At 71.1% G+C, this 20,455-nt stretch carries 20 protein-coding genes; 8 read left to right on the top strand and 12 right to left on the bottom strand.

All coding sequences use genetic code 11. From position 1 onward, the window contains the following. Positions 1-2 precede the first annotated feature (2 nt). From ID554_RS24760 to ID554_RS24745, 4 genes are read left to right on the top strand one after another with little or no spacing between them, the layout of a single operon-like run. Complete coding sequence (locus tag ID554_RS24760) at positions 3-650, top strand: orotidine 5'-phosphate decarboxylase / HUMPS family protein (RefSeq protein WP_117227187.1); 648 nt, start codon at positions 3-5, stop codon at positions 648-650. Then, entirely contained in the window at positions 608-1,159 is a 552-nt protein-coding gene (locus tag ID554_RS24755) for an SIS domain-containing protein (protein ID WP_117227186.1), read from the top strand. The genes ID554_RS24760 and ID554_RS24755 overlap by 43 nt, the downstream gene beginning before the upstream one ends. Further along, positions 1,156-2,091 (top strand): PfkB family carbohydrate kinase, encoded by a 936-nt coding sequence (locus ID554_RS24750; protein WP_117227185.1) that lies wholly within the window; start codon positions 1,156-1,158, stop codon positions 2,089-2,091. Before ID554_RS24755 ends, ID554_RS24750 begins: the two co-directional genes overlap by 4 nt. Further along, complete coding sequence (locus ID554_RS24745) at positions 2,088-3,572, top strand: mannitol dehydrogenase family protein (protein ID WP_117227184.1); 1,485 nt, start codon at positions 2,088-2,090, stop codon at positions 3,570-3,572. The genes ID554_RS24750 and ID554_RS24745 overlap by 4 nt, the downstream gene beginning before the upstream one ends. 81 nt (positions 3,573-3,653) lie before the next feature. On the opposite strand, the gene ID554_RS24740 is transcribed toward ID554_RS24745, so the two are convergent. The 9 genes from ID554_RS24740 to ID554_RS24700 form a co-directional block, all read right to left on the bottom strand. After that, on the bottom strand, positions 3,654-4,529 hold the full coding sequence (locus ID554_RS24740; protein WP_117227183.1) for a sulfurtransferase: 876 nt from the start codon (positions 4,527-4,529) through the stop codon (positions 3,654-3,656). A gap of 245 nt (positions 4,530-4,774) precedes the next feature. Continuing rightward, positions 4,775-5,179, bottom strand: a complete 405-nt coding sequence (locus ID554_RS24735) for a metal-sulfur cluster assembly factor (protein WP_117227182.1) — start codon at positions 5,177-5,179, stop codon at positions 4,775-4,777. Next, positions 5,176-5,652 (bottom strand): Fe-S cluster assembly sulfur transfer protein SufU, encoded by a 477-nt coding sequence (sufU, locus tag ID554_RS24730; protein WP_117227181.1) that lies wholly within the window; start codon positions 5,650-5,652, stop codon positions 5,176-5,178. Before sufU ends, ID554_RS24735 begins: the two co-directional genes overlap by 4 nt. Positions 5,653-5,691: 39 nt before the next feature. Further along, positions 5,692-6,996, bottom strand: coding sequence for a cysteine desulfurase (locus ID554_RS24725; RefSeq protein WP_117227180.1), 1,305 nt, complete (start codon positions 6,994-6,996; stop codon positions 5,692-5,694). Position 6,997: 1 nt separating this feature from the next. Beyond that, positions 6,998-7,771 carry a Fe-S cluster assembly ATPase SufC gene (sufC, locus tag ID554_RS24720; RefSeq protein ID WP_117227179.1) on the bottom strand — a complete coding sequence of 258 codons (774 nt, stop codon included), beginning with the start codon at positions 7,769-7,771 and terminating at the stop codon, positions 6,998-7,000. Further along, positions 7,771-8,097 carry a non-heme iron oxygenase ferredoxin subunit gene (locus ID554_RS24715; protein ID WP_117227178.1) on the bottom strand — a complete coding sequence of 109 codons (327 nt, stop codon included), beginning with the start codon at positions 8,095-8,097 and terminating at the stop codon, positions 7,771-7,773. The genes sufC and ID554_RS24715 overlap by 1 nt, the downstream gene beginning before the upstream one ends. Then, positions 8,097-9,239 (bottom strand): Fe-S cluster assembly protein SufD, encoded by a 1,143-nt coding sequence (gene sufD / locus ID554_RS24710; RefSeq protein ID WP_117227177.1) that lies wholly within the window; start codon positions 9,237-9,239, stop codon positions 8,097-8,099. Before sufD ends, ID554_RS24715 begins: the two co-directional genes overlap by 1 nt. 82 nt (positions 9,240-9,321) lie before the next feature. Beyond that, on the bottom strand, positions 9,322-10,752 hold the full coding sequence (sufB, locus tag ID554_RS24705; protein ID WP_117227176.1) for a Fe-S cluster assembly protein SufB: 1,431 nt from the start codon (positions 10,750-10,752) through the stop codon (positions 9,322-9,324). Beyond that, positions 10,749-11,522, bottom strand: coding sequence for a helix-turn-helix transcriptional regulator (locus tag ID554_RS24700; protein ID WP_117227175.1), 774 nt, complete (start codon positions 11,520-11,522; stop codon positions 10,749-10,751). The genes sufB and ID554_RS24700 overlap by 4 nt, the downstream gene beginning before the upstream one ends. A 116-nt stretch (positions 11,523-11,638) precedes the next feature. Here ID554_RS24700 and ID554_RS24695 point away from each other — a divergent pair, with 116 nt between their 5' ends. Continuing rightward, on the top strand, positions 11,639-12,592 hold the full coding sequence (locus ID554_RS24695; RefSeq protein WP_117227174.1) for a COX15/CtaA family protein: 954 nt from the start codon (positions 11,639-11,641) through the stop codon (positions 12,590-12,592). A 52-nt stretch (positions 12,593-12,644) separates the two neighbouring features. Here the strand turns inward: ID554_RS24695 and ID554_RS24690 are convergent, their stop codons facing one another. From ID554_RS24690 to ID554_RS24680, 3 genes are all read right to left on the bottom strand, one after another. After that, complete coding sequence (locus ID554_RS24690) at positions 12,645-13,556, bottom strand: ATP-grasp domain-containing protein (RefSeq protein WP_117227173.1); 912 nt, start codon at positions 13,554-13,556, stop codon at positions 12,645-12,647. Between the two features lie 31 nt (positions 13,557-13,587). Continuing rightward, positions 13,588-13,923 carry a hypothetical protein gene (locus ID554_RS24685; RefSeq protein WP_117227172.1) on the bottom strand — a complete coding sequence of 112 codons (336 nt, stop codon included), beginning with the start codon at positions 13,921-13,923 and terminating at the stop codon, positions 13,588-13,590. 302 nt (positions 13,924-14,225) lie between these two features. Then, positions 14,226-15,182 (bottom strand): heme o synthase, encoded by a 957-nt coding sequence (locus ID554_RS24680; protein ID WP_117227171.1) that lies wholly within the window; start codon positions 15,180-15,182, stop codon positions 14,226-14,228. Positions 15,183-15,448: 266 nt separating this feature from the next. Between ID554_RS24680 and tkt the strand changes: the two genes are divergently transcribed. The 3 genes from tkt to ID554_RS24665 are packed head-to-tail and all read left to right on the top strand — an operon-like array spanning position 15,449 to position 20,453. Then, on the top strand, positions 15,449-17,587 hold the full coding sequence (gene tkt / locus ID554_RS24675) for a transketolase (protein ID WP_117227170.1): 2,139 nt from the start codon (positions 15,449-15,451) through the stop codon (positions 17,585-17,587). Positions 17,588-17,600: 13 nt separating this feature from the next. Then, a complete protein-coding gene (tal, locus tag ID554_RS24670) occupies positions 17,601-18,782 on the top strand; it encodes a transaldolase (protein WP_117227169.1) in 1,182 nt (393 codons plus the stop codon). Between the two features lie 48 nt (positions 18,783-18,830). Further along, positions 18,831-20,453, top strand: coding sequence for a glucose-6-phosphate isomerase (locus tag ID554_RS24665; protein ID WP_117227168.1), 1,623 nt, complete (start codon positions 18,831-18,833; stop codon positions 20,451-20,453). Positions 20,454-20,455 lie beyond the last annotated feature (2 nt).

Here is a 20,455-nt window from a genome sequence, read left to right as displayed (position 1 = left end):
CCGTGGCGATCCGACTGCAACTCGCCATCGACGCGCCGGAACACTTCGCGCTCATCCCGCGAGTCGGCCGGTACTTCGACATCATCGAGGTCGGCACGCCCGTGCTCAAGCGCTTCGGGCTCGCCGCCATCAGTACCGTCCGGGAACTCGGCGCGGACACACCGGTGCTCGCCGACACCAAGACGGCCGACGGCGGGAGCCTGGAGGCCGAGATGGTCTTCGCCGCCGGGGCCGCCATGATGACCGTGCTCGCGCACGCCTCCCCCGCCACCCGCCGCGACACCGACGAGGTCGCCCGACGGTACGGGCGGGAGGTGGTGCTCGACACCATCCTCGACGGCGAACTGGACGTGGAACCGCTGCTGGACGGCCGGGCACCGCAGGACGTCTGGCTGGCCCTGCATTCCCCGTCCGACGCCCGGCGGGCCGGTCTCGGTAACGAGGACCACATCGACCGGGTGGCCCAGCGCCGGGCGCGCGGATTCCGCGTCTCCCTGGCCGGCGGCATCGGGCGCGCCAACCTGGCCCGCGCCCTGGAGGTCGCCCCCGACATCGTCGTGATCGGCTCGGGAGTAACCGAGGCCACCGACCCGGAAGGAGAAGCGGCATGGATCAGAGCACAGGTCGACCTGTCGACTCCTGGCACCTGAGCGGCACCGAGCTCAGGTCCGTCCTCGCGGCGCTGCCCGTCGACGAGTACGACCGGTTCGTCTCCTGCTTCGACGGCGTGGCCGAGGGCCGACTGTTCCTCTCCGGGCAGGGCCGCTCCGGGCTCGCCGCGCAGATGGCCGCGATGCGTTTCATGCACCTCGGCCTGGCGGCGCACTTCGTCGGCGAGGCCACCGCACCGTCGGTGCGGTCGGGCGACACCCTGGTGATCGTGTCCGGCAGCGGGCGGACCCCCGTCAGCGTCGGCTTCGCGCGGATCGCCCGGTCGGAGGGAGCGAAGGTGCTGCTGGTGACCCACCAACGGGAGAGCCCGCTGCGGGATCTCTCGGACGGTTCCATCGTCCTGCCGACGGACGCCAGCCGACAGTTCGGCGGCACGCTCTTCGAGCAGTCGGCGCTGATCCTGCTCGACTCCGTCGTGCTGGAGCTCATGCGGGCGCTGCCGGACCCGGCCGGCACGATGAGCTACCACCACACCAATCTCCAGTGACCGCGTCGACCGGAGCCGGGGTGGCGCCGTCCGGCGTGGTCGTGGTGGGTGACCTCCTCGCCGACATCATCGAGCACGAGGACGGGAGCCGTACCCGCCACCCCGGCGGCGCCGGGCTCAACCTCGCCGTCGGCGTCCGGCGACTCGGGACACCGGCGGCACTGGTGTCACCGGTCTCCGCCGACCGCCTCGGCGAGTGGTTGCGGTCTGCGGTGACCGCCGAGGACGTCACCCTGGTGCCGCTGGCCTGCGCGCTGCCGACCGGAACGGCGACGTCCCGGCGGGTGGCGGGAGAGCCGGTCTACGAGTTCTCCGAGGCGATCCACAATCGACGGTACGCGTACCCGGAGGCGGACGTCGCGGCCATGGGCAGCGGTGCCGTCATGGTGGTCAACTCGTACCCGATGGACGACCCCGGCCAGGTGCAGGCGCTCGTCGACGTCGTCCGCCGGACCGGGCGGACGTTCGTGGTCGACCCCAACGTGCGGCCCACGCTGGTGCGCGACATCGCGGCCTACCGGTCGGGGCTCCGTCGGCTCGCCGCCGTCGCCGACGTGGTCAAGCTGAGCCTGCAGGACATCGCCGACCTGCACGTCGAAGACCCCGAGCAGTTCGTGGCCGAGCTGCTGCGATCGGGGGTACGGGTGGTCGTGCTGACCCGGGCCGCCGACGGCATGTCGGTGCACGCGGCTGACGGGGTGGTGGCGACGGCACCCGTACCGGACCGGCCCGGACCAGTCGTCGACACGATGGGTGCGGGAGACGCCACCCTTGCCCGACTGGTGTGCGGCTTCGCCGAGGACGGCGTCGACCTGGACGCGACGCGGTGGCGCGATCTGGCCCGCGAGGCGATGGACCTCGCGGCCGACATCTGCCGGATCTCCGGCGGCAACCTGGCCGCGCTGCGGCCCACAGAACGGAAAGAGCGATGAGGGAACTGAGCAACGCGAGCCTGACCTCGCTGCCCAGCGAGGTCGACGCGCCCCGGTACGACCGTACGGCTCTGCGCGGCGGGATCGTGCACTTCGGAGTCGGGCACTTTCACCGCTCGCACCAGGCGATGTATCTCGACGAACTCATGCGCCGGGGGCAGAGCATGGACTGGGCGGTGCACGGCGTGGGCGTACGGCCCGCCGACGAGGGCACCCGCAACCGACTCGCCGCGCAGGACCATCTCTACACGCTGACGGTGAAGGAGCCGGACGGCAGCCGACGCAACCGGGTGATCGGCTCGCTGCTCAGCGCCGGGTACTCCCCGCAGGACCCGACCGGCGTCGTGGAGCGCATCGCCGACGCGGCCACCCGTGTGGTGTCGCTGACCATTACCGAGGGTGGATACGGGATCGACCAGGTGACGGGCGAGTTCACCGGCGATTCCGCCCCGATCCGGGCAGACCTGGACGCCGACGTGCCGAACACGACGCCGTTCGGGTTGGTGCTCCAGGCGATGCGTCTGCGACGTGACCGTGGCCTGGGCGGGTTAACCGTCATGTCCTGCGACAACATCCAGGAGAACGGCACGGTGTCCCGCGCCGCGTTCCTGGGCTTCGCCGGGATGAAGGACCCCGAGCTGGCCCGGTGGATGGAGCAGGAGGTGTCCTTCCCGAACTCGATGGTCGACCGGGTGACACCGGCGACGGTGGACGCCGACCGGGCGTACCTGGAGCGGACCTTCGGCTACCGGGACCGGTGGCCGGTGACCGCCGAGCCGTTCCACCAGTGGGTGCTGGAGGACGCGTTCGTCGCCGGCCGCCCGCCGCTGGAGGACGTCGGCGTGGACATCGTCGGGGACGTCGAGCCGTACGAGCTGATGAAGCTGCGCCTTGCCAACGGCACGCACCAGGCGCTCTGCTACTTCGGTTTCCTGCTGGGGCACCGGTACGTGCACGAGGCCATCACCGACCCGGACGTCCAGGCGCTGCTGCTGCGCTACGTCGACGAGGAGGCGGTACCGACGCTCAAGCCCATCGCCGGGGTCGCCTTCCGGGCGTACGGCCGCACCGTCGTCGCGCGCTTCGCCAACCCGGAGATCCAGGACCCGTTGACCCGGATCTGCGCCGACACCTCGGACCGGATCCCGAAGTTCCTGCTGCCCGTGGTGACCGCACAGCTCGCCGACGGCGGGCCGGTGGGCGTCTGCGCCGCCGTCGTGGCGGCCTGGGCCCGGTACGCCGAGGGCACCGACGAGCAGGGCCGGCCGATCGACGTGGTGGATCCGCGCCGGGACAGCCTGATGGCTGCCGCACGGCGCAACGGGGACGCTCCGACCGCCTTCATCGAGGACCGGTCGCTGTTCGGCACCCTCGCGGAGTCCCCCCGGTTCGTCGAGGCCTACGTCGAGGCCCTGCGACTGATCCGGACCGGCGGCGTCCGGGCCGCCCTCCGGCAGATCGTGGCGGCACCGTCCCGCTGAGCATCTCGGCGCCACACAGCCTTCCGGCCCGCCAGCGCGAAAGCGTGGCGGGCCGGAAGGCGTACGGGCGGCGCGGCGCGCTCAGCCGACCTCGACGGGCAGCGACGGGTCGCTGGTCCACTCGCGCAGCGAGCCGTCGTACACGGCCACGTCGGTCTCCCCGATCAGACGGAGTGCCAGGGCGTCGCCGGTGGCCGCGATGCCGCCACCGCAGTAGGTGACCTTCCGACCTGGCTGGGCCTGCACCTCCTGGAAGATCTCCCGCAGTTCCGGCACCGGCCGGAAGGTCCCGTCGGTCGGGTCGAGCAGCGCGGCGACGAAGACGTTGCGGCTGCCCGGTATCCGGCCCGGGCGGGCGTAGTTGATCGTCTCGGTGGCGTGGTGCTCCTCCGGCGACAGCGAGTTGATCAAGCAGGCGCCGCTGACGTTCTCCACCACCTGCTTGACCTCGTCGAGATCGGCGAACAGCCCCGGGCGGGGCGTACCGACGAACTGCGCGGGCGGGTAGTTCTCCTCGCCGGTCCGGGTCGGCCGGCCCTCAGCGGTCCACTTGCCGAATCCGCCGTCGAGGACGGCCACGTTGTCGAAGCCGTTCGCGAGCAGCAGCCACCACACCCGGGTGGCCCAGAAGACGTTGGCCGCGTAGACCACGACCGCCGTGTCCGGGCCGATGCCCAGTCGGCCGGCCGCCGCAGCGAAGCGCTCCGGAGAGGGCCGGGTGAACCAGCCGCCGTCCGGCTCGGAGAGGTCGTCGATGATGTCGGCGAACGCCGCCGACGGGATGTGCGCGGTCAGGTAGTCGGGGCGACCGGAGGTCTGGGACCAGTCCTGGCCGGCCTCGTTCGGCGGGGCCAGGTGCACGGTCGCGTCGAGGATCCGCAGGTTCGGGTGGTCGAGGTGCTGGGCGAGCCACTCGGTGGACACGAGCGGGGTGGGCAGGTCGAGGGTGCTGGCCATGAGTCCTCCTGTCGCCGGATTTCCTATCTAGGCAATCGGGATCACCTTCGCGACAATACGGCTCCGACCTGCGGATATTCCGACGAGTGGCAGAGCTCACGCGTCATCTGGACGGCATTCATCGACCGTGCCGGGTTCGCCCCAGTCCCGCCGGTCCTGTTGCCGGTCGCGCTCCACGCCGCAGCGCACACGACGGCGCCCGGAGTTCCGGCCATCGACCGGGCTCCGGGCGCCGTTTCGTCAGGTCAGACGTTGAAGCCGAGCGAGCGGAGCTGGTCGCGCCCCTCGTCGGTGATCTTGTCCGGCCCCCACGGGGGCAGCCAGACCCAGTTGATCCGGATGTCGTCGACCAGGCCGCCACCCGGACCCGTGGTCAGCGCCTGGCGGGTCTGGTCCTCGATCACGTCGGTGAGCGGGCAGGCCGCCGAGGTCAACGTCATGTCCAGGGTCGCGACGTTGTCGTCGTCGACGTGGACGCCGTACACCAGACCCAGGTCGACCACGTTGATGCCCAACTCCGGGTCGACGACGTCCTTCATCGCCTCCTCGATGTCGGCGGCGGCGGCGGCCCTGCCGCCGGTCGACGCGACCGGCGAGGCACCCTCGGTGGCCACGGCCCCGTTCTCCGGCGTACTGGTTTCCTCGGTCATGCCTTCACCTCCGTCGGGCTCGCGCCCACACCGGCGCGTGCCGCGGCGTCCTTGAACGCCATCCACGGCAACAGCGCGCACTTGACCCGGGCGGGATAGCGGGCGACACCCTCGAACGCCACCCCGTCGCCGAGCATCTCCTCGTCCGCCGTGACCTGGCCACGGCCGGACACCAACGCCACGAACGCCTCGTGCACCTCGAACGCCGCTGCCGCGTCGCGGCCGGTCAGCAGCTCGTGCAGCACGCTCGCCGACGCCTGGCTGATCGAGCAGCCCATACCGTCGTACGACACGTCGTGCAGCACGATGCCGTCGGTCGCCACCCGGACGGTCACCTCGTCGCCGCAGGTCGGGTTGACGTGGTGCGCCTCGCCGACCTGCGCCGCCAGGTCCGCGGCGTCCCGCAGGCCACGGCCGTGCGGGTGCTTGTAGTGATCCAGGATGATCTCCTGGTAGAGCGACTCAAGCTGCATCGGGCCGACCTCCCGTCGACTCGCCGGACGTCGCCCGGCTCATCGGAACACCTTCCGCACCTGTTCCAGACCCGCCACCAGGGCGTCGATCTCCTCGGTGGTGGTGTAGAGGTAGAACGAGGCCCGCGTCGTGGCCGGCACCCCGAAGCGCGTGCAGACCGGACGGGCACAGTGGTGACCCACCCGCACCTGCACGCCGAGGGAGTCGAGCACCTGCCCCACGTCGTGCGGGTGCACGTCGCCCAGGGCGAACGAGATCGTGCCGCCCCGGCCCACCGGCACCTCCGGGCCAAAGATCCGCAGGCCGGGCACGGTGGCCAGGGCGTCCAACGCGTACGCGGTGAGCTGCTTCTCGTGCCACTGGACCGCCCGCATGCCGAGGCCGGTCAGGTAGTCCACCGCGGCACCGAGCGCGACCGCCTCGGCGATCGGCGGGGTGCCCGCCTCGAACCGGGCCGGCGGGGGCGCGTACGTCGAGCCGCCCAACGCCACCGTCTCGATCATCGAACCGCCGCCGAAGACCGGCGGCATCGCCGCCAGCAGCTCGGCACGGCCCCAGAGCGCCCCGATGCCGGTCGGGCCGCACATCTTGTGCCCGGTGAAGACGATGAAGTCGGCGTCCAGGTCGACCACGTCGATCGGCATGTGCGGCACCGACTGCGAGCAGTCCAGCAGCAGCAGCGCACCCACCTCACGCACGCGCGCGGTGATCCGCGCGGTGGCGTTGACCGTGCCGAGGATGTTGGACATGTGCACCAGCGAGACGATCTTCGTCCGCTCGTTGACCAGGTCCGCCAGCCCCGACTCGTCCAGCCGGCCGTTGTCGGTGACCGGGAACCAGCGCAGCGTCGCGCCGGTCCGTTCGCAGAGCAACTGCCACGGCACGATGTTCGAGTGGTGCTCCATCTCGGAGATCACCACCTCGTCACCGGGCCCGAGCCGGAACCGGGGGTCGGCGTCGGCGCGCAGCGAGGCGTTGGAGAAGGCGTACGCGACGATGTTGATCGCCTCGGTGGAGTTCTTGGTGAACACCACCTCGTCCACGCTCGGCGCATTGACGAACGCGGCGATCCTCGCCCGGGCCCCCTCGTACGCCTCGGTAGCCTCGGTGCCCAGGGTGTGCACCGACCGGGACACGTTGGCGTTGTGCCGGCGGTAGTGCTCGTCCAGCACGGCGAGCACCTGACGCGGCTTGTGCGAGGTGTTGGCGCTGTCCAGGTAGACCAGCGAATGCCCGTTGACCTCCCGATCGAGGATCGGGAAGTCGGCGCGTACCGCCGCCACGTCGTAACCGGGTACGTCGTCGTACTGCGGCATCCCGGACGGGATCGCGATGGTGGACATGTCAGGCCCGCGCCGACCCGGCCCCGGCGACGTACCGCTCGTAGCCCTCTTCCTCAAGCTTGTCGGCCAGCTCCGGGCCGCCCTCCTCGACGATCCGGCCGGCCACGAAGACGTGCACGTGGTCGGGCTTGATGTAGCGCAGGATGCGGGTGTAGTGGGTGATCAGCAGCAGGCCGGTGTGACCGGTGTCCCGGACCCGGTTGACGCCCTCGCTGACCACGCGCAGCGCGTCCACGTCGAGGCCGGAATCGGTCTCGTCGAGAATGGCGATCTTCGGCTTGAGCAGTTCGAGCTGCACGATCTCGTGCCGCTTCTTCTCACCGCCGGAGAAGCCCTCGTTGACGTTGCGCTGGGCGAAGGCCGGGTCCATGTGCAGGCGCTCCATGGCGCCGCGCAGCTCGCGGCCCCAGGTACGCAGCTTCGGCGCCTCGCCGTCCAGCGCGGTCTTGGCGGTCCGCAGGAAGTTCGCCACCGACACGCCGGGCACCTCGACCGGATACTGCATGGCGAGGAACAGACCGGCACGGGCCCGCTCGTCGACGGAGAGTTCCAGCACGTCGACGCCGTCGAGGGTCACCGACCCGCCGGTGATCTCGTACTTCGGGTGACCGGCGATCGAGTACGCCAGGGTCGACTTGCCGGAGCCGTTCGGGCCCATGATCGCGTGCGTCTCACCGGAGCGCACGGTCAGGTCGACACCGGCCAGGATCGGCTTGAGCTCACCCTCGGGCAGCTTGACCGACACCTGCAGGTCACGGATCTCCAGGGTGCTCATTATCGGGTCACTCCATTACTCGGCGTCAGGCTGACGTAGATGTCGCCGTCGCGGACTTCGACGGGATAGACGGGTACGGGTTCGGTCGCCGGCAGCCCGCTCGGCTCGCCGGTACGCAGGTCGAAGCGGGAGCCGTGCAGCCAGCACTCCAGCGTGCAGCCGGACACCTCCCCCTCGGAGAGAGCCACGGCGGCGTGCGAGCACTCGTCGTGCACGGCGTAGAACACGTCGTCCTCGGCGTGCACGAGCGCGATCGCGGTGCCGTCGACGTCCGCGCTGATCGCGGTGCCCTTCGGCACGTCCTCGACGGCGCAGAGACGGATCATCAGGCGCCGGCCTTCGTCAGGCGGGCCTCGATCGCCTCACCGAGCCGCTCGCGCAACTCCTCGACCGGGATCTTGTTGAGCAGCTCGGCGAAGAAGCCGCGTACCACCAGCCGGCGGGCCTCGGCCTCCGGGATGCCCCGGGCCATCAGGTAGAACAACTGCTCGTCGTCGAAGCGGCCCGTGGCGCTCGCGTGCCCGGCACCGGCGATCTCGCCAGTCTCGATCTCCAGGTTCGGCACGGAGTCGGCCCGGGCGCCGTCGGTCAGCAGCAGGTTCCGGTTGATCTCGTACGTGTCGGTGCCGGTCGCCTCGGCGCGGATCAGCACGTCACCGACCCAGACCGTCCGGGCGCTCTCGCCCTGCAACGCGCCCCGGTAACCCACGTAGCTGCGGCAGTCCGGCACGGTGTGGTCGACCAGTTGGCGGTGCTCCTGGTGCTGGCCGGAGTCGGCGAAGTAGACGCCGTACAACTCGGCCTCGCCGCCCCGGTCGGTGTACTCGACGGTGGTGTACTGGCGCACCAGGTCGCCGCCGAGGGTCACCTGGACGTGCAGCACCCGCGCGTCCCGGCCCAGCTTCACCTTGAGGTGCTGCGCCTGCACCGCGTCGTCGGCCCAGTCGGCGACGGTGACCAGGATGAGCTTCGCGCCGTCGGCGACGGTCACCTCGACGTTGTCGGCCAGCGTCGCCGAACCGACGTGCTCCAGCACCAGGGTCGCCTCGGCGAAGCGCTCCACCTGCACGACGGTGTGCCCGAAAGCCAGCCCGTCGGCGCTCTCGCCGACCACCCGTACGGTCACCGGATCGGCCGGCACGGCCTCCCGGGCGACCCGCACCAGCAGCGCCTGCCCGGCACCGCCGTACGCCAGCGCGCTGACCCGGTCGAACGGGGTGAGCACGCTGCCGACCCGCTGGTCGTCCCGGTCGATCCGTTCCACCGTCACGCCCTCGGGCAGGTCGGCGTACTCGTGCCGGACCGTGCCGGTCGCGGTACGGTCGTCACCGACCAGCCCGCGCAGCCGCTTGAGCGGGGTGAAGCGCCACTCCTCCTCCAGGCCGGTCAGGGCCGGGAAGTCGGCGACGTCGTACGAGCGCAGCGCCTGCGACTTGGTGCTCGGCGGTGCGGAAGCCTGGGTAGTCATCTCGTCCTTGGTCTGTTCTCACGACGACGGTCTGTGGTGCGAAGGTGGCGGGCCGACGCGGGCCGGCCCGCCGGTGGGCGGGTCAGCCGACCGCGCCCTCCATCTGCAGCTCGATCAGGCGGTTGAGCTCCAGGGCGTACTCCATCGGCAGTTCCTTGGCGATCGGCTCGATGAAGCCACGCACGATCATCGCCATCGCCTCGTCCTCGCTCAGACCCCGGCTCATCAGGTAGAAGAGCTGGTCCTCGCTGACCTTGGAGACGGTCGCCTCGTGCCCCATCGACACGTCGTCCTCGCGGATGTCGACGTACGGGTAGGTGTCCGAGCGGGAGATGGTGTCCACCAGCAGGGCGTCGCACTTGACCGTGCTGGCGCTGCTGTGCGAGCCCTCCAGGACCTGCACCAGACCCCGGTACGAGGTCCGGCCGCCGCCCCGGGCGATCGACTTCGACACGATCGTGCTGCTGGTGTGCGGCGCGGCGTGCACCATCTTGGCACCGGCGTCCTGGTGCTGGCCCTCGCCGGCCATGGCCACCGAGAGCACCTCGCCCTTGGCGTGCTCGCCGGTCATGTAGACCGCCGGGTACTTCATGGTCACCTTGGAGCCGATGTTGCCGTCGATCCACTCCATGGTCGCGCCCTCGTGGCAGACCGCGCGCTTGGTGACCAGGTTGTAGACGTTGTTCGACCAGTTCTGGATGGTCGTGTAGCGGCACCGCGCGTTCTTCTTGACGATGATCTCCACCACGGCGCTGTGCAGCGAGTCCGAGGAGTAGATGGGCGCGGTGCAGCCCTCGACGTAGTGCACGTACGCGCCCTCGTCGACGATGATCAGCGTCCGCTCGAACTGGCCCATGTTCTCGGTGTTGATCCGGAAGTACGCCTGCAGCGGGATCTCCACGTGCACGCCCTTCGGCACGTAGATGAACGAGCCGCCGGACCAGACGGAGGTGTTCAGGGCGGCGAACTTGTTGTCGCCGACCGGGATCACCGTGCCGAAGTACTCCTTGAAGACGTCCTCGTGCTCCTTGAGGGCGGTGTCGGTGTCCAGGAAGAGGACACCCTGCTCCTCCAGGTCCTCGCGGATCTTGTGGTAGACCACCTCGGACTCGTACTGGGCGGCCACACCGGCGACGAGGCGCTGCTTCTCCGCCTCCGGGATGCCCAGCTTGTCGTAGGTGTTCTTGATGTCCTCCGGCAGGTCCTCCCAGCTCGCGGCCTGCTTCTCGGTGGAACGCACGAAGTACTTGATGTTGTCGAAGTCGATCCCGGTGAGGTCGGCGCCCCAGGCCGGCATCGGCTTGCGGCCGAACAGCCGCAGGCCCTTGAGCCGCAGGTCGAGCATCCACGCGGGCTCGTTCTTCTTGGCCGAGATGTCCCGCACCACCGCCTCGCTGAGGCCACGCTGGGCGACCGCTCCGGCGACGTCCGGGTCGGCCCAGCCGTACTCGTAGTTGCCCAGGGCGGCGAGCTGCTCCTCCTGGGTCAGGGGCTGGACGATCTGCTCGGTCATCTATCTGTCCTCACAGTGGTGACGGTCTTACCGGACTGGGCAGGCGACGAGCCCGGGATGTGCGTGGTGCACACCCCGTCGCCGTGCGCGATGGTGGCCAGACGCTGCACGTGGGTGCCGACCAGGCGAGAGATCACCGTGGTCTCGGCCTCGCACAACGCCGGGAACTCGGCGGCCACGTGCGCCACCGGGCAGTGGTGCTGGCAGAGCTGGCCGCCGGAAGCGATCGTGGACGCACTGGCAGCGTATCCCTCAGCGGTCAACGCCGTGGCGAGTGCCTCGGCACGGGCCATCGGGTCGTCCCCGGCGTCGGCCAGGGCGGCCCGGCAACGCGCCTCCAGCGCGGCCACCTGCTCGGCGGCGAAGTCCTCCACCGCACGGGCGCCGCCGGTACGCGCGATCCACCGCAGCGCCTCGGTGGCCATGTTGTCGTAGTGGTGGGTGCCGCAGCGGCTGCGTGCCGCGTCGGTCAGCAGGAACACCTTGGCCGGGCGGCCTCGCCCACGGTGTCCGCGTACGGTCTGCTCGCGGGCCACCACGTCACCGTCGGCGAGCATCGCGTCCAGGTGCCGGCGGATCGCCGCCGGGCTGAGCCCCAGCGCGTCGCCGAGCTGGGCGGCGGTGGCGGTGCGACGTTCCAGCAGCAACTGGGTGACCCGGTCCCGGGTCGACAGGTCGGCGGCGGGCGCCTCCGGGGCGGGCGGCACCGGGCCGCCGGCAGCCGAACCGGCTGCCGGCGGGTGCCCGGGGAGCCCTGCCGCCTTTTTCACAACGCCCACGTTACGTAATTCGCCGGGTGCCTGCAAACGCGGGGTCCGGTGAGCCGGCCCACCACGCGGGCGGAGTCACCCGATCGGCGTCAACTACGGTGCGTAGGATTCGCTCCGTGAAGCGACCCGCCCGGTTCCCGGTCTCCACCACCCTGCTGCGCCGACTCGCGTACGCCAACATCGTCGCGAACACGGTGATCGTCGTCACCGGCGGGGCGGTCCGGCTCACCGCCTCGGGGCTCGGCTGCCCCACCTGGCCCCGGTGCACCGACGACTCCTACACCACCACCGCCGAGATGGGCGTGCACGGGGTGATCGAGTTCGGCAACCGGCTGCTCACCTTCGTGCTGGTGTTCATCGCGGGCGCCACCCTGCTGGCCGCGCTGGCGCACCGGCCGCGTCGCCGTGGGGCGGTGCCGCTGGCCCTGGCGGTGGTCCTCGGCATCGTGGCGCAGGCGGTGATCGGCGGGATCACCGTCCGCACCCAGTTGCACCCCTCGGTCGTCGGCATCCACTTCGTGGTCTCGATGCTGCTGCTGCTCGTCGCGTACGCCCTGTGGCGTCGGGTGGCCGAGCCGGAGGGGCCGAAGGCGCCGGTGGTGCCGTCCGCGCTGCGGAACTTGACCTGGCTGACCGTGGTGGTCAGCGCCGCCGTGATCGTGGTCGGCGTCGCGGTCACCGGCAGCGGCCCGCACGCGGGCGACGCCGACGCCGTCCGCAACGGCCTCGATCCGCAGACCATCTCCCAGGTGCACGCCGACCTGGTCTTCCTGCTGATCGGCCTGAGCGTCGGCCTCTGGCTGGCGCTCCGCGCGGTCGGCGCCCCGGCCCGCGCCGTGCGGGCCGCCGGGATGCTGCTCGTGGTCGAGCTGTCCCAGGGTGTGATCGGCTTCGTGCAGTACCTCACCAACCTCCCGGTGCTGCTGGTCGGCGCGCACATGCTCGGCTCCTGCCTGGTCTGGCTGTCGACGCTGGCGGTGCTCTGGTCGATCCGGGAACGCCGACCCGTCGAACCGACGCCGGACGAGAGCGCCACCTCTGCCGAGGAGCCGGTACCCGCGCACGCCTGAGGCAGCGGCGAGCGGTTCCGGCCGGGGACGATCCCGGCCGGAACTCCGACGATCAGGCCATCCGGGTGAGAATGGCGTCCGCGAGACGCTCGGCGGCCCCGTCGGCGTGCCCGAGGAACAGCGACGGCTCGGTCAGCTCCAGCTCCACCAGCACGGGCGCCCCGTCCGGGCCCGGGATCAGGTCCACCCGGGCGTAGAGCAGGCGCCCCGGCCCGCCGGGCACGGCCGCGAGGGTCCGCTGCGCCACCGCGAGCTCGTCGGCCCCGGCGGTACGCGGAGTGATGTCCTCGGCCTTGTACAGCCCGCCCACCCCGAGATCGGGCCCGGCCAGCATCGGCCCCTTGCGGATGGCGTGGCTGAACGCCGGCCCGTCCGGCCCGGCGAAGAAGAGCAGCGCGGTCTCGCCAGCCGCGTCGACCGCGCTCAGGTACGGCTGGATCATGGCGACCCGGCCGGCCGCGCCCAGTCGGCGTACGTGGGCCGCCGCGAGTTCCCGGTGTTCCGGGTCGGCCAGGTCGTAGCGGCCGGTGTCCTGGCTGCCCGCGCTGACCGACGGCTTGACGACGTACTCGCCCTCGTCGGCGGGGGGCCGCCACTGTTCGCCGGGGTCCACCCAGGCGGTGGGCACCGTCGGCACACCGGCGGCGGACAACTCGTCGAGGTAGCGCTTGTCGGTGTTCCAGCGCACCACGTCGGCCGGGTTGGCCAGCCGTGGCACCCGGGCCGCCCAGGCGACGAACTCGTCGCGCCGGAACATGTAGTCCCAGGGCGAACGGAGCATCGCCAGGTCGTACCCGGACCAGTCGACGGCCGGGTCGTCCCAGACGACCGGCTCGGCGATGACCCCACGGTCGGCGAGCGGGGCGATCACGAGACGGTCGTCCGGCTCGAGATCGGCCAGTTCGGTACAGGTGACGAGAGCGACCCGGGGTTTCCCCCGGGTCGACTGGTGGTGGTTGTTCAATCTATCTCTATCTATCCGAGGTGCGTTTTGTCTATCGGGCCATGGTGCGGCGGGCCATCGAACGCCAGAGGTCGTTGCTGGGCCGCATCTGGTCCATCAACTCCCGCTCCCAGGCGTTCTCCACGGCGACCCCGGCCGCCGCGCAGGCTTCCCGGGCGACGCCCGTGTCCTCCGCGAACTGGTCGCCCCACGCACCGTCCGAACCCACCAGAACGATACGCGCCCCGCGCTTGCCGACGTACTCGATGACCGCCTTCGCCCCGCCGTGTCCGGCGGCGAACGACTTGATACCCGCGACCAGCCCGCTCGGGGCCACGCCGGAGGCGGTCTGGTCAGCCGTCAGCGTCGTATCGGAACCATCTGCCATAACGCGAAGCCTAAGCAGAGATGCAAGCGAAAGGGCGAGAACCATCAAGCTTTTGTGATACCGATTACCCGCAGGTTTAAGGAAGACCAAAGGCTTTTCGCCCGCTTTTATCCGGACAAAATAAACCTAATGGGTACCGCATAGCGCTGCCAACCATTCCACCCCTGAGCGGGTCGGACTCATCTCCTGTCAGGTTGACATAGAGCGACAAAGCAGACAAATCGCATTCGTTCACTCTGGCCCGGTTGTTAGGAAGGGGCCCTTCCTATGCACCAGGCGTTAGGAAGGGCCCCTTCCTTACTTCAGATCAGGGCGTCCAGCGCGGCGGCGGCGAAGACGATTGTCAGGTAGGTCGTGGACCAGTGGAACAGCCGCATCGGCTTGACCGGCTCCCCCCGGCTGGCCCGACCGGCCAACTTGTGCGCCTCGACCAGGAAGATCGCGCCCACCACCAGCGTGGGCACGCCGTAGATCGGGCTCAGGCCCAACGCCCAGACGGCCAGCGAGGTCAGCACCGTGAGCCAGGCGAACAGCACGATCTCGGTGTTGACCCGCCGCACCGACGCCACCACCGGCAGCATCGGGATGCCCGCCCGGGCGTAGTCGTCCTTGTACTTCATCGCCAGCGGGTAGAAGTGCGGCATCTGCCAGAAGAAGACCACCGCGAACAGCGCCCAGGCGATCGGCGACAGCGACCCGGTCACCGCCGCCCAGCCGATCAGCACCGGGGCGGCCCCGCACGCACCGCCCCAGAAGGTGTTCGCCGCCGTGGTCCGCTTGAGCCAGAGCGTGTAGACCACGTCGTAGTAGACGATGGCGGCGAGCGTCAGCCCGGCGGCGAGCAGGTTGGTGAACACCGCCATCAGCGCGACCGAGACCACCGCCAGCGCCAGACCGAAGACCAGTGCGTTACGCGGCGTCACCGTGTGCGCCGGCAACGGCCGACGCTTGGTGCGCCGCATCACCTGGTCGATGTCCCGGTCGATGTAGCAGTTCAGGACGCTGGCCGCACCGGCCGCGAGCGACCCGCCGACCAGCACCACGGCGACCAGCCACAGCGACGGCATCCCGCCGTGCGCGAGCATCATCGCCGGCACCGTGGTGACCAGCAGCAGCTCCACGATCCGCGGCTTGGTCAGCGTCACGTACGCCGCCACCACCGCCCGCAGGTCGCGGGAGCGGACCGGCACCTCCTCCGTGGCACGCACCGGCGTCTGCCCGGCAGGGTTGCTGACGGGGCGCTCGGTGATCATGCTCACGGATTGCCACCTTCCGGCGTCGGCAGGGGAGGTCGAGGCGGCGGGACCCGGCCCGGGTCCACACACCGCCCCACACACTACGCGTTGTCGTTTTGGCTGCCCGGGCGACCCGGTTACGGTGCGGGCCGTCACACCGGCGACTGAACCGCCACGCGGAACGGAAACGTACAGACCAGCATGCTGAGATCCTCGGGCGCACGTTTAGCCGCGCTCGATAGGGTCACCTGTGAGGGTTCCGCCCATCTCGCCGAGGAGCACAAACCACCGTGGCTGCCAACCGACCTGCGCACCCCGCACTTGACTGGTCCGACCTCGACCGCCGTGCCGTGGACACCGTCCGCGTCCTGGCCATGGATGCCGTGGAGAAATCCGGCAATGGCCACCCGGGCACCGCGATGAGCCTCGCCCCTGCGGCGTACCTGCTGTTCAACCGGGTGATGCGACACAACCCCGCCGACCCGAACTGGCCCGGCCGGGACCGCTTCGTGCTCTCCGCCGGTCACTCCAGCCTGACGCTCTACATCCAGCTCTTCCTCGCCGGCTACCCGCTGAGCCTGGACGACCTCAAGTCGCTGCGGCAGTGGGGCTCGCTCACTCCCGGTCACCCCGAGCACGGGCACACGCCGGGCGTGGAGACCACCACCGGTCCACTCGGGCAGGGCCTGGGCAACGCCGTCGGCATGGCGATGGCGGCGCGCCGGGAGCGTGGCCTGTTCGACCCGGAGGCCGAGCCGGGTGAGTCGGTCTTCGACCACCACATCTGGTGCATCGCCTCGGACGGCGACATCGAGGAGGGCATCAGCCACGAGGCCAGCGCCCTGGCCGGGCACCAGCAGCTGGGCAACCTCTGCCTGATCTACGACGACAACGAGATCTCGATCGAGGACGACACCCGCATCGCGATGAGCGAGGACGTCGCGGCCCGCTACGCGGCGTACGGCTGGCACGTGCAGACGGTCGACTGGCGTACCGGCGACGCCGACCAGGGCGACTACCACGAGAACGTCGAGGAGCTGTACCAGGCGCTACTGGCCGCCAAGGCCGAGACCGGTCGCCCGTCGTTCATCGGGCTGCGCACCATCATCGGCTGGCCCGCACCGAACAAGCAGAACACCGGCAAGATCCACGGCTCGGCCCTGGGCGCCGACGAGGTGGCCGCCACCAAGGAGATCCTCGGCTTCGACCCGGCCGGTTCGTTCGAGGTCTCCGAGGAGGTGCTCACCCACACCCGCGGGACGCTCGGTCGCGGCGACGCCGTCCAGCAGGAGTGGACCACCGCCTTCGGGACCTGGTCCGAGGCCAACCCGGAGCGCCGCGCCCTGTACGACCGGATGGCCGGGCGGGTCCTGCCCGAGGGCTGGACCGAGGCGCTGCCGGAGTTCCCCGCCGACGCCAAGGGCGTCGCCACCCGGGCTGCCTCCGGCAAGGTGCTCGCCGCGCTCGCACCGGTGCTGCCCGAGCTCTGGGGCGGCTCCGCCGACCTGGCGGAGAGCAACAACACCACGATGAAGGGCGAGCCCTCCTTCGTGCCCAGCCAGTACGCGACCAAGGAGTTCCCCGGCCACGAGTACGGCCGGACGCTGCACTTCGGCATCCGCGAGCACGCCATGGGCGCCATCCTCAACGGCATCGCCCTGCACGGCGGCACCCGCCCGTACGGCGGCACGTTCCTGGTGTTCAGCGACTACATGCGCCCCGCCGTCCGACTGGCCGCGCTGATGAAGCTGCCGGTGGTCTACGTCTGGACGCACGACTCGATCGGTCTCGGCGAGGACGGTCCGACCCACCAGCCGGTGGAGCACCTGACCGCGCTGCGGGCCATCCCCGGTCTGGACGTGGTCCGGCCGGCCGACGCCAACGAGACGGCGTGGGCCTGGCGGCAGGCCCTGGAGCACACCGACCGCCCGACCGCGCTGGCGCTGAGCCGGCAGGCGCTGCCCACGCTGGACCGCTCGCAGCTCGCCGGGGCCGAGGGGGTCGCCAAGGGCGGCTACGTGCTGGCCGAGGCCAGCAACGGCAAGCCTCAGGTGATCATCGTCGGCACCGGTTCCGAGGTGCAGCTCTGCCTGACCGCGCGGGAGCGGCTGGAGGCCGACGGCACCCCCACCCGGGTCGTCTCGATGCCCTGCCAGGAGTGGTTCTTCGCGCAGGACGAGGCGTACCGGGAGTCGGTGCTGCCGCGCGGGGTAAAAGCCCGGGTGAGCGTGGAGGCGGGCATCGCGATGTCCTGGCAGGCCATCGTCGGCGACTGCGGTGAGAGCGTCAGCCTGGAGCACTACGGCGCGAGCGCCCCGCACTCGGTGCTCTTCGAACAGTTCGGCTTCACCCCCGACCGGATCGTCGCCGCCGCGCACGCGGCGCTGACCCGCGTCGGTGACATCACCGGTTTCACGACCGGCAACTGAGGGGAGCACGTACATGACGACCGACAGGCTGGGTGAACTCTCCGCCGCACACGTGGCGATCTGGCTCGACGACCTTTCCCGGGTGCGGCTGAGCTCCGGCGGACTCGACCAGCTCCGCCGGGAGAAGCACGTGGTCGGGGTGACCACCAACCCGACGATCTTCGCGAAGGCGTTGAGCGACGCCGACGAGTACGACTGGCAGCTTCGCGACCTGGCCACCCGGGGCATCGAGGTGGAAGAGGCCGTCCGCATGCTCACCACGTACGACGTGCGGTGGGCCTGCGACGTGATGCGCCCGTCCTACGACGCCAGCGGCGGCGTCGACGGGCGGGTGTCCATCGAGGTGGACCCGCGCCTGGCCCACGAGAGCGCGAAGACGGTCGCCGAGGCCAAGGCGCTGTGGTGGCTGGTCGACCGGCCCAACCTGTTCATCAAGATTCCGGCGACCGAGGACGGCCTGCCGGCGATCACCGCCGCGCTCGCCGAGGGGATCAGCGTCAACGTGACGCTGATCTTCGGGCTGGACCGCTACTCGCAGGTGATGGAGGCGTTCCTCGCCGGCCTGGAGCAGGCCCGGGCGAACGGGCACGACCTGACCACCATCACGTCGGTGGCCTCGTTCTTCGTCTCGCGGGTCGACAGCGAGGTCGACAAGCGGCTGGAGAAGCTCGGCTCGGAGCAGGCCAAGGCACTGCGCGGCAAGGCGGCGGTGGCCAACGCCCGGCTGGCCTACGAGCGGTACGCCGAGGTCTTCTCCGGCGACCGGTGGCAGGCGTTGGCCGCCGCCGGGGCGCACCCGCAGCGTCCGTTGTGGGCCTCCACCTCGACCAAGAACCCGGACTACCGGGACGTCATCTACGTCGAGGAGCTGATCGCGCCGGGCACGGTCAACACCATGCCGGAGTCGGTCATCCAGGCCTACGCCGGACACGGGGAGACCCGGCCGGACACCGTCACCGGCGCGTACGACGACGCGCGGCAGGTCTTCGCCGACCTCCTCGATGTCGGTGTGGACCTGGCCGACGTGATCGACACGCTGGAGCGCGAGGGCGTCGAGAAGTTCGAGGCGAGCTGGAACGAACTGCTCGACGGCGTCCGCAAGTCGCTCGACGCCGCCGGGCAGGGCAGCGGCCACCCGAGCGACGCCGCCCGGGACAACGCCGACGCCGCCGCGCGCGCCGGAGGCAATGCATGACCCTGCGACCGGGCGTCATCCACGCCGCCGCCCCGCCGGGGTGGCGGCGTGGATGACCTGCTGGCCGCACCCGCCGAGACGGCGGGAGGTCTGGCCGTGCACGGCGCGCGGGCCGTGGACGGCAGCACGCCGGCCTCCACCCGGCAGGCCCTGGTCGACGCAGACGTGCCAGGCCGGTTGGCCGCCCAGAACCCACCACTGTGGGACCTCCGGACGGCGGCCGGTCGGCCCGGAAGCGGGGCCGGGCTACTCCCCCGGCTCGCCGAACTGGCGGCGGAACTGGCCGACCTCGACCACGTGGTGCTCCTCGGCACGGGCGGGTCGCCGCTCGCGTCGCAGGCTCTCGCCCGCACCACCGGTCATCCGCTGACCGTGCTCGACACCACCGATCCCGGGCGGGTCCGGGCCACCCTGGAGGACCGGCTGACGCGCACCGTGGTCGTCCTGATCGGCAGCGCCGAGGTGACCCCGGAGGTCGACAGCATTCGACGCGCCTACCGGCGGGCCTTCCTCGACGCGGGGCTGAGCGAGGCCGAGGCGGGGCGGCACCTCGTGGTGGTCACCGAGCCGGGCTCGCCGCTGGCGGCGGCCACCGCCGAGTGGAGCGCGATCACCGTGCCCGCCGACGCGCCGGTGGGCGGACGCTCCTCGGCGCTGAGCACGTACGGGCTGGTGCCGTGCGCGCTGGCCGGTGTGCCGGTGGCCGACCTGCTCGACCAGGCCGACGCGTTCGCGGCCTCGCTGCCACGCCCGCAGGACAATCCCGCCCTGGCGCTCGGTGCCGCGCTGGCCGCCGCCGCGACGTCGGGCCGGGACACGGTCGCGCTGGTCGGCGACGGCACCGGCGTCGAGGGGCTGGGCGACTGGGTGGAGCACCTGCTCGCCGGGTCCACCGGCAAGGACGGTCAGGGCGTCCTGCCGGTGGTGGTCGAGTCACCGGACGGCCCCGGCCTGACCGGCCCGGACGTCCTCACCGTCAGCTACGGCGGCGCGCTGGCCGCCGGGGCGGTGCCCGTGGGCGGCGTGACGCCCGACGTCGCGGTCAACGGCCCACTCGGCGCCCACTTCCTGGCCTGGGAGTACGCCGCCGCCGTCGCCGCCACCGTGCTCGGCGTCGACCCGTCCGACCGTCCCGACACGGCCGAATCCGCCCGGCACACCGAGGCGATCCTGGCCGACCCGCCGCCGGTGCCGACGCCGTCGTCCACCACCGGCGTGATCGAGGTGTACGCCCCGTCCGGCACCCCGGACGACCTGCCCGACGCCCTGCGCCACCTGCTGGCCGGGCTCGGCGACCACGGCTACCTGGCGGTCACCGCCTATCTCGACCCGCACGCCGAGGCCGCCGCCGCACGGCTGCGCCCGCTGCTGGCCGCGCTGACCCGGCGACCGGTCACCTTCGGTTGGGGACCCCGCTACCTGCACTCCACCGGGCAGTACCACAAGGGCGGTCCCCAGGTGGGTAGTTTTCTTCAGATAACCGGTACGGTCAAAGTTGATCTGCCGGTGCCCGGCAAGCCGTACACCTTCGGGGAACTACAGGCGGCGCAGGCCGCCGGCGACCGGCGGGCCCTGGCCGGTCGTGGACGCCCGATGCTGCACCTGCACCTGACTGAGCGGTCGGCGGGCCTGACCCGGTTGATCGACGCGGTCGGGTCGCTGCGGGCATGACG

The organism is Micromonospora craniellae, from assembly GCF_014764405.1.
GTDB classification, from domain to species: Bacteria; Actinomycetota; Actinomycetes; order Mycobacteriales; family Micromonosporaceae; genus Micromonospora; species Micromonospora craniellae.
This window is presented reverse-complemented; position numbering and strand designations above follow the sequence as displayed.

What these genes read in the sequence shown, in the direction of transcription:
- sufD (WP_117227177.1), bottom strand. Translation starts at nt 9,239, where the DNA reads ATGACTACCCAGGCTTCCGCACCGCCGAGCACCAAGTCGCAGGCGCTG.
- ID554_RS24715 (WP_117227178.1), bottom strand. Translation starts at nt 8,097, where the DNA reads ATGATCCGTCTCTGCGCCGTCGAGGACGTGCCGAAGGGCACCGCGATC.
- ID554_RS24725 (WP_117227180.1), bottom strand. Translation starts at nt 6,996, where the DNA reads ATGTCCACCATCGCGATCCCGTCCGGGATGCCGCAGTACGACGACGTA.
- sufU (WP_117227181.1), bottom strand. Translation starts at nt 5,652, where the DNA reads ATGCAGCTTGAGTCGCTCTACCAGGAGATCATCCTGGATCACTACAAG.
- ID554_RS24735 (WP_117227182.1), bottom strand. Translation starts at nt 5,179, where the DNA reads ATGACCGAGGAAACCAGTACGCCGGAGAACGGGGCCGTGGCCACCGAG.
- ID554_RS24755 (WP_117227186.1), top strand. Translation starts at nt 608, where the DNA reads ATGGATCAGAGCACAGGTCGACCTGTCGACTCCTGGCACCTGAGCGGC.
- ID554_RS24685 (WP_117227172.1), bottom strand. Translation starts at nt 13,923, where the DNA reads ATGGCAGATGGTTCCGATACGACGCTGACGGCTGACCAGACCGCCTCC.
- ID554_RS24740 (WP_117227183.1), bottom strand. Translation starts at nt 4,529, where the DNA reads ATGGCCAGCACCCTCGACCTGCCCACCCCGCTCGTGTCCACCGAGTGG.
- sufC (WP_117227179.1), bottom strand. Translation starts at nt 7,771, where the DNA reads ATGAGCACCCTGGAGATCCGTGACCTGCAGGTGTCGGTCAAGCTGCCC.
- sufB (WP_117227176.1), bottom strand. Translation starts at nt 10,752, where the DNA reads ATGACCGAGCAGATCGTCCAGCCCCTGACCCAGGAGGAGCAGCTCGCC.
- ID554_RS24745 (WP_117227184.1), top strand. Translation starts at nt 2,088, where the DNA reads ATGAGGGAACTGAGCAACGCGAGCCTGACCTCGCTGCCCAGCGAGGTC.
- tal (WP_117227169.1), top strand. Translation starts at nt 17,601, where the DNA reads ATGACGACCGACAGGCTGGGTGAACTCTCCGCCGCACACGTGGCGATC.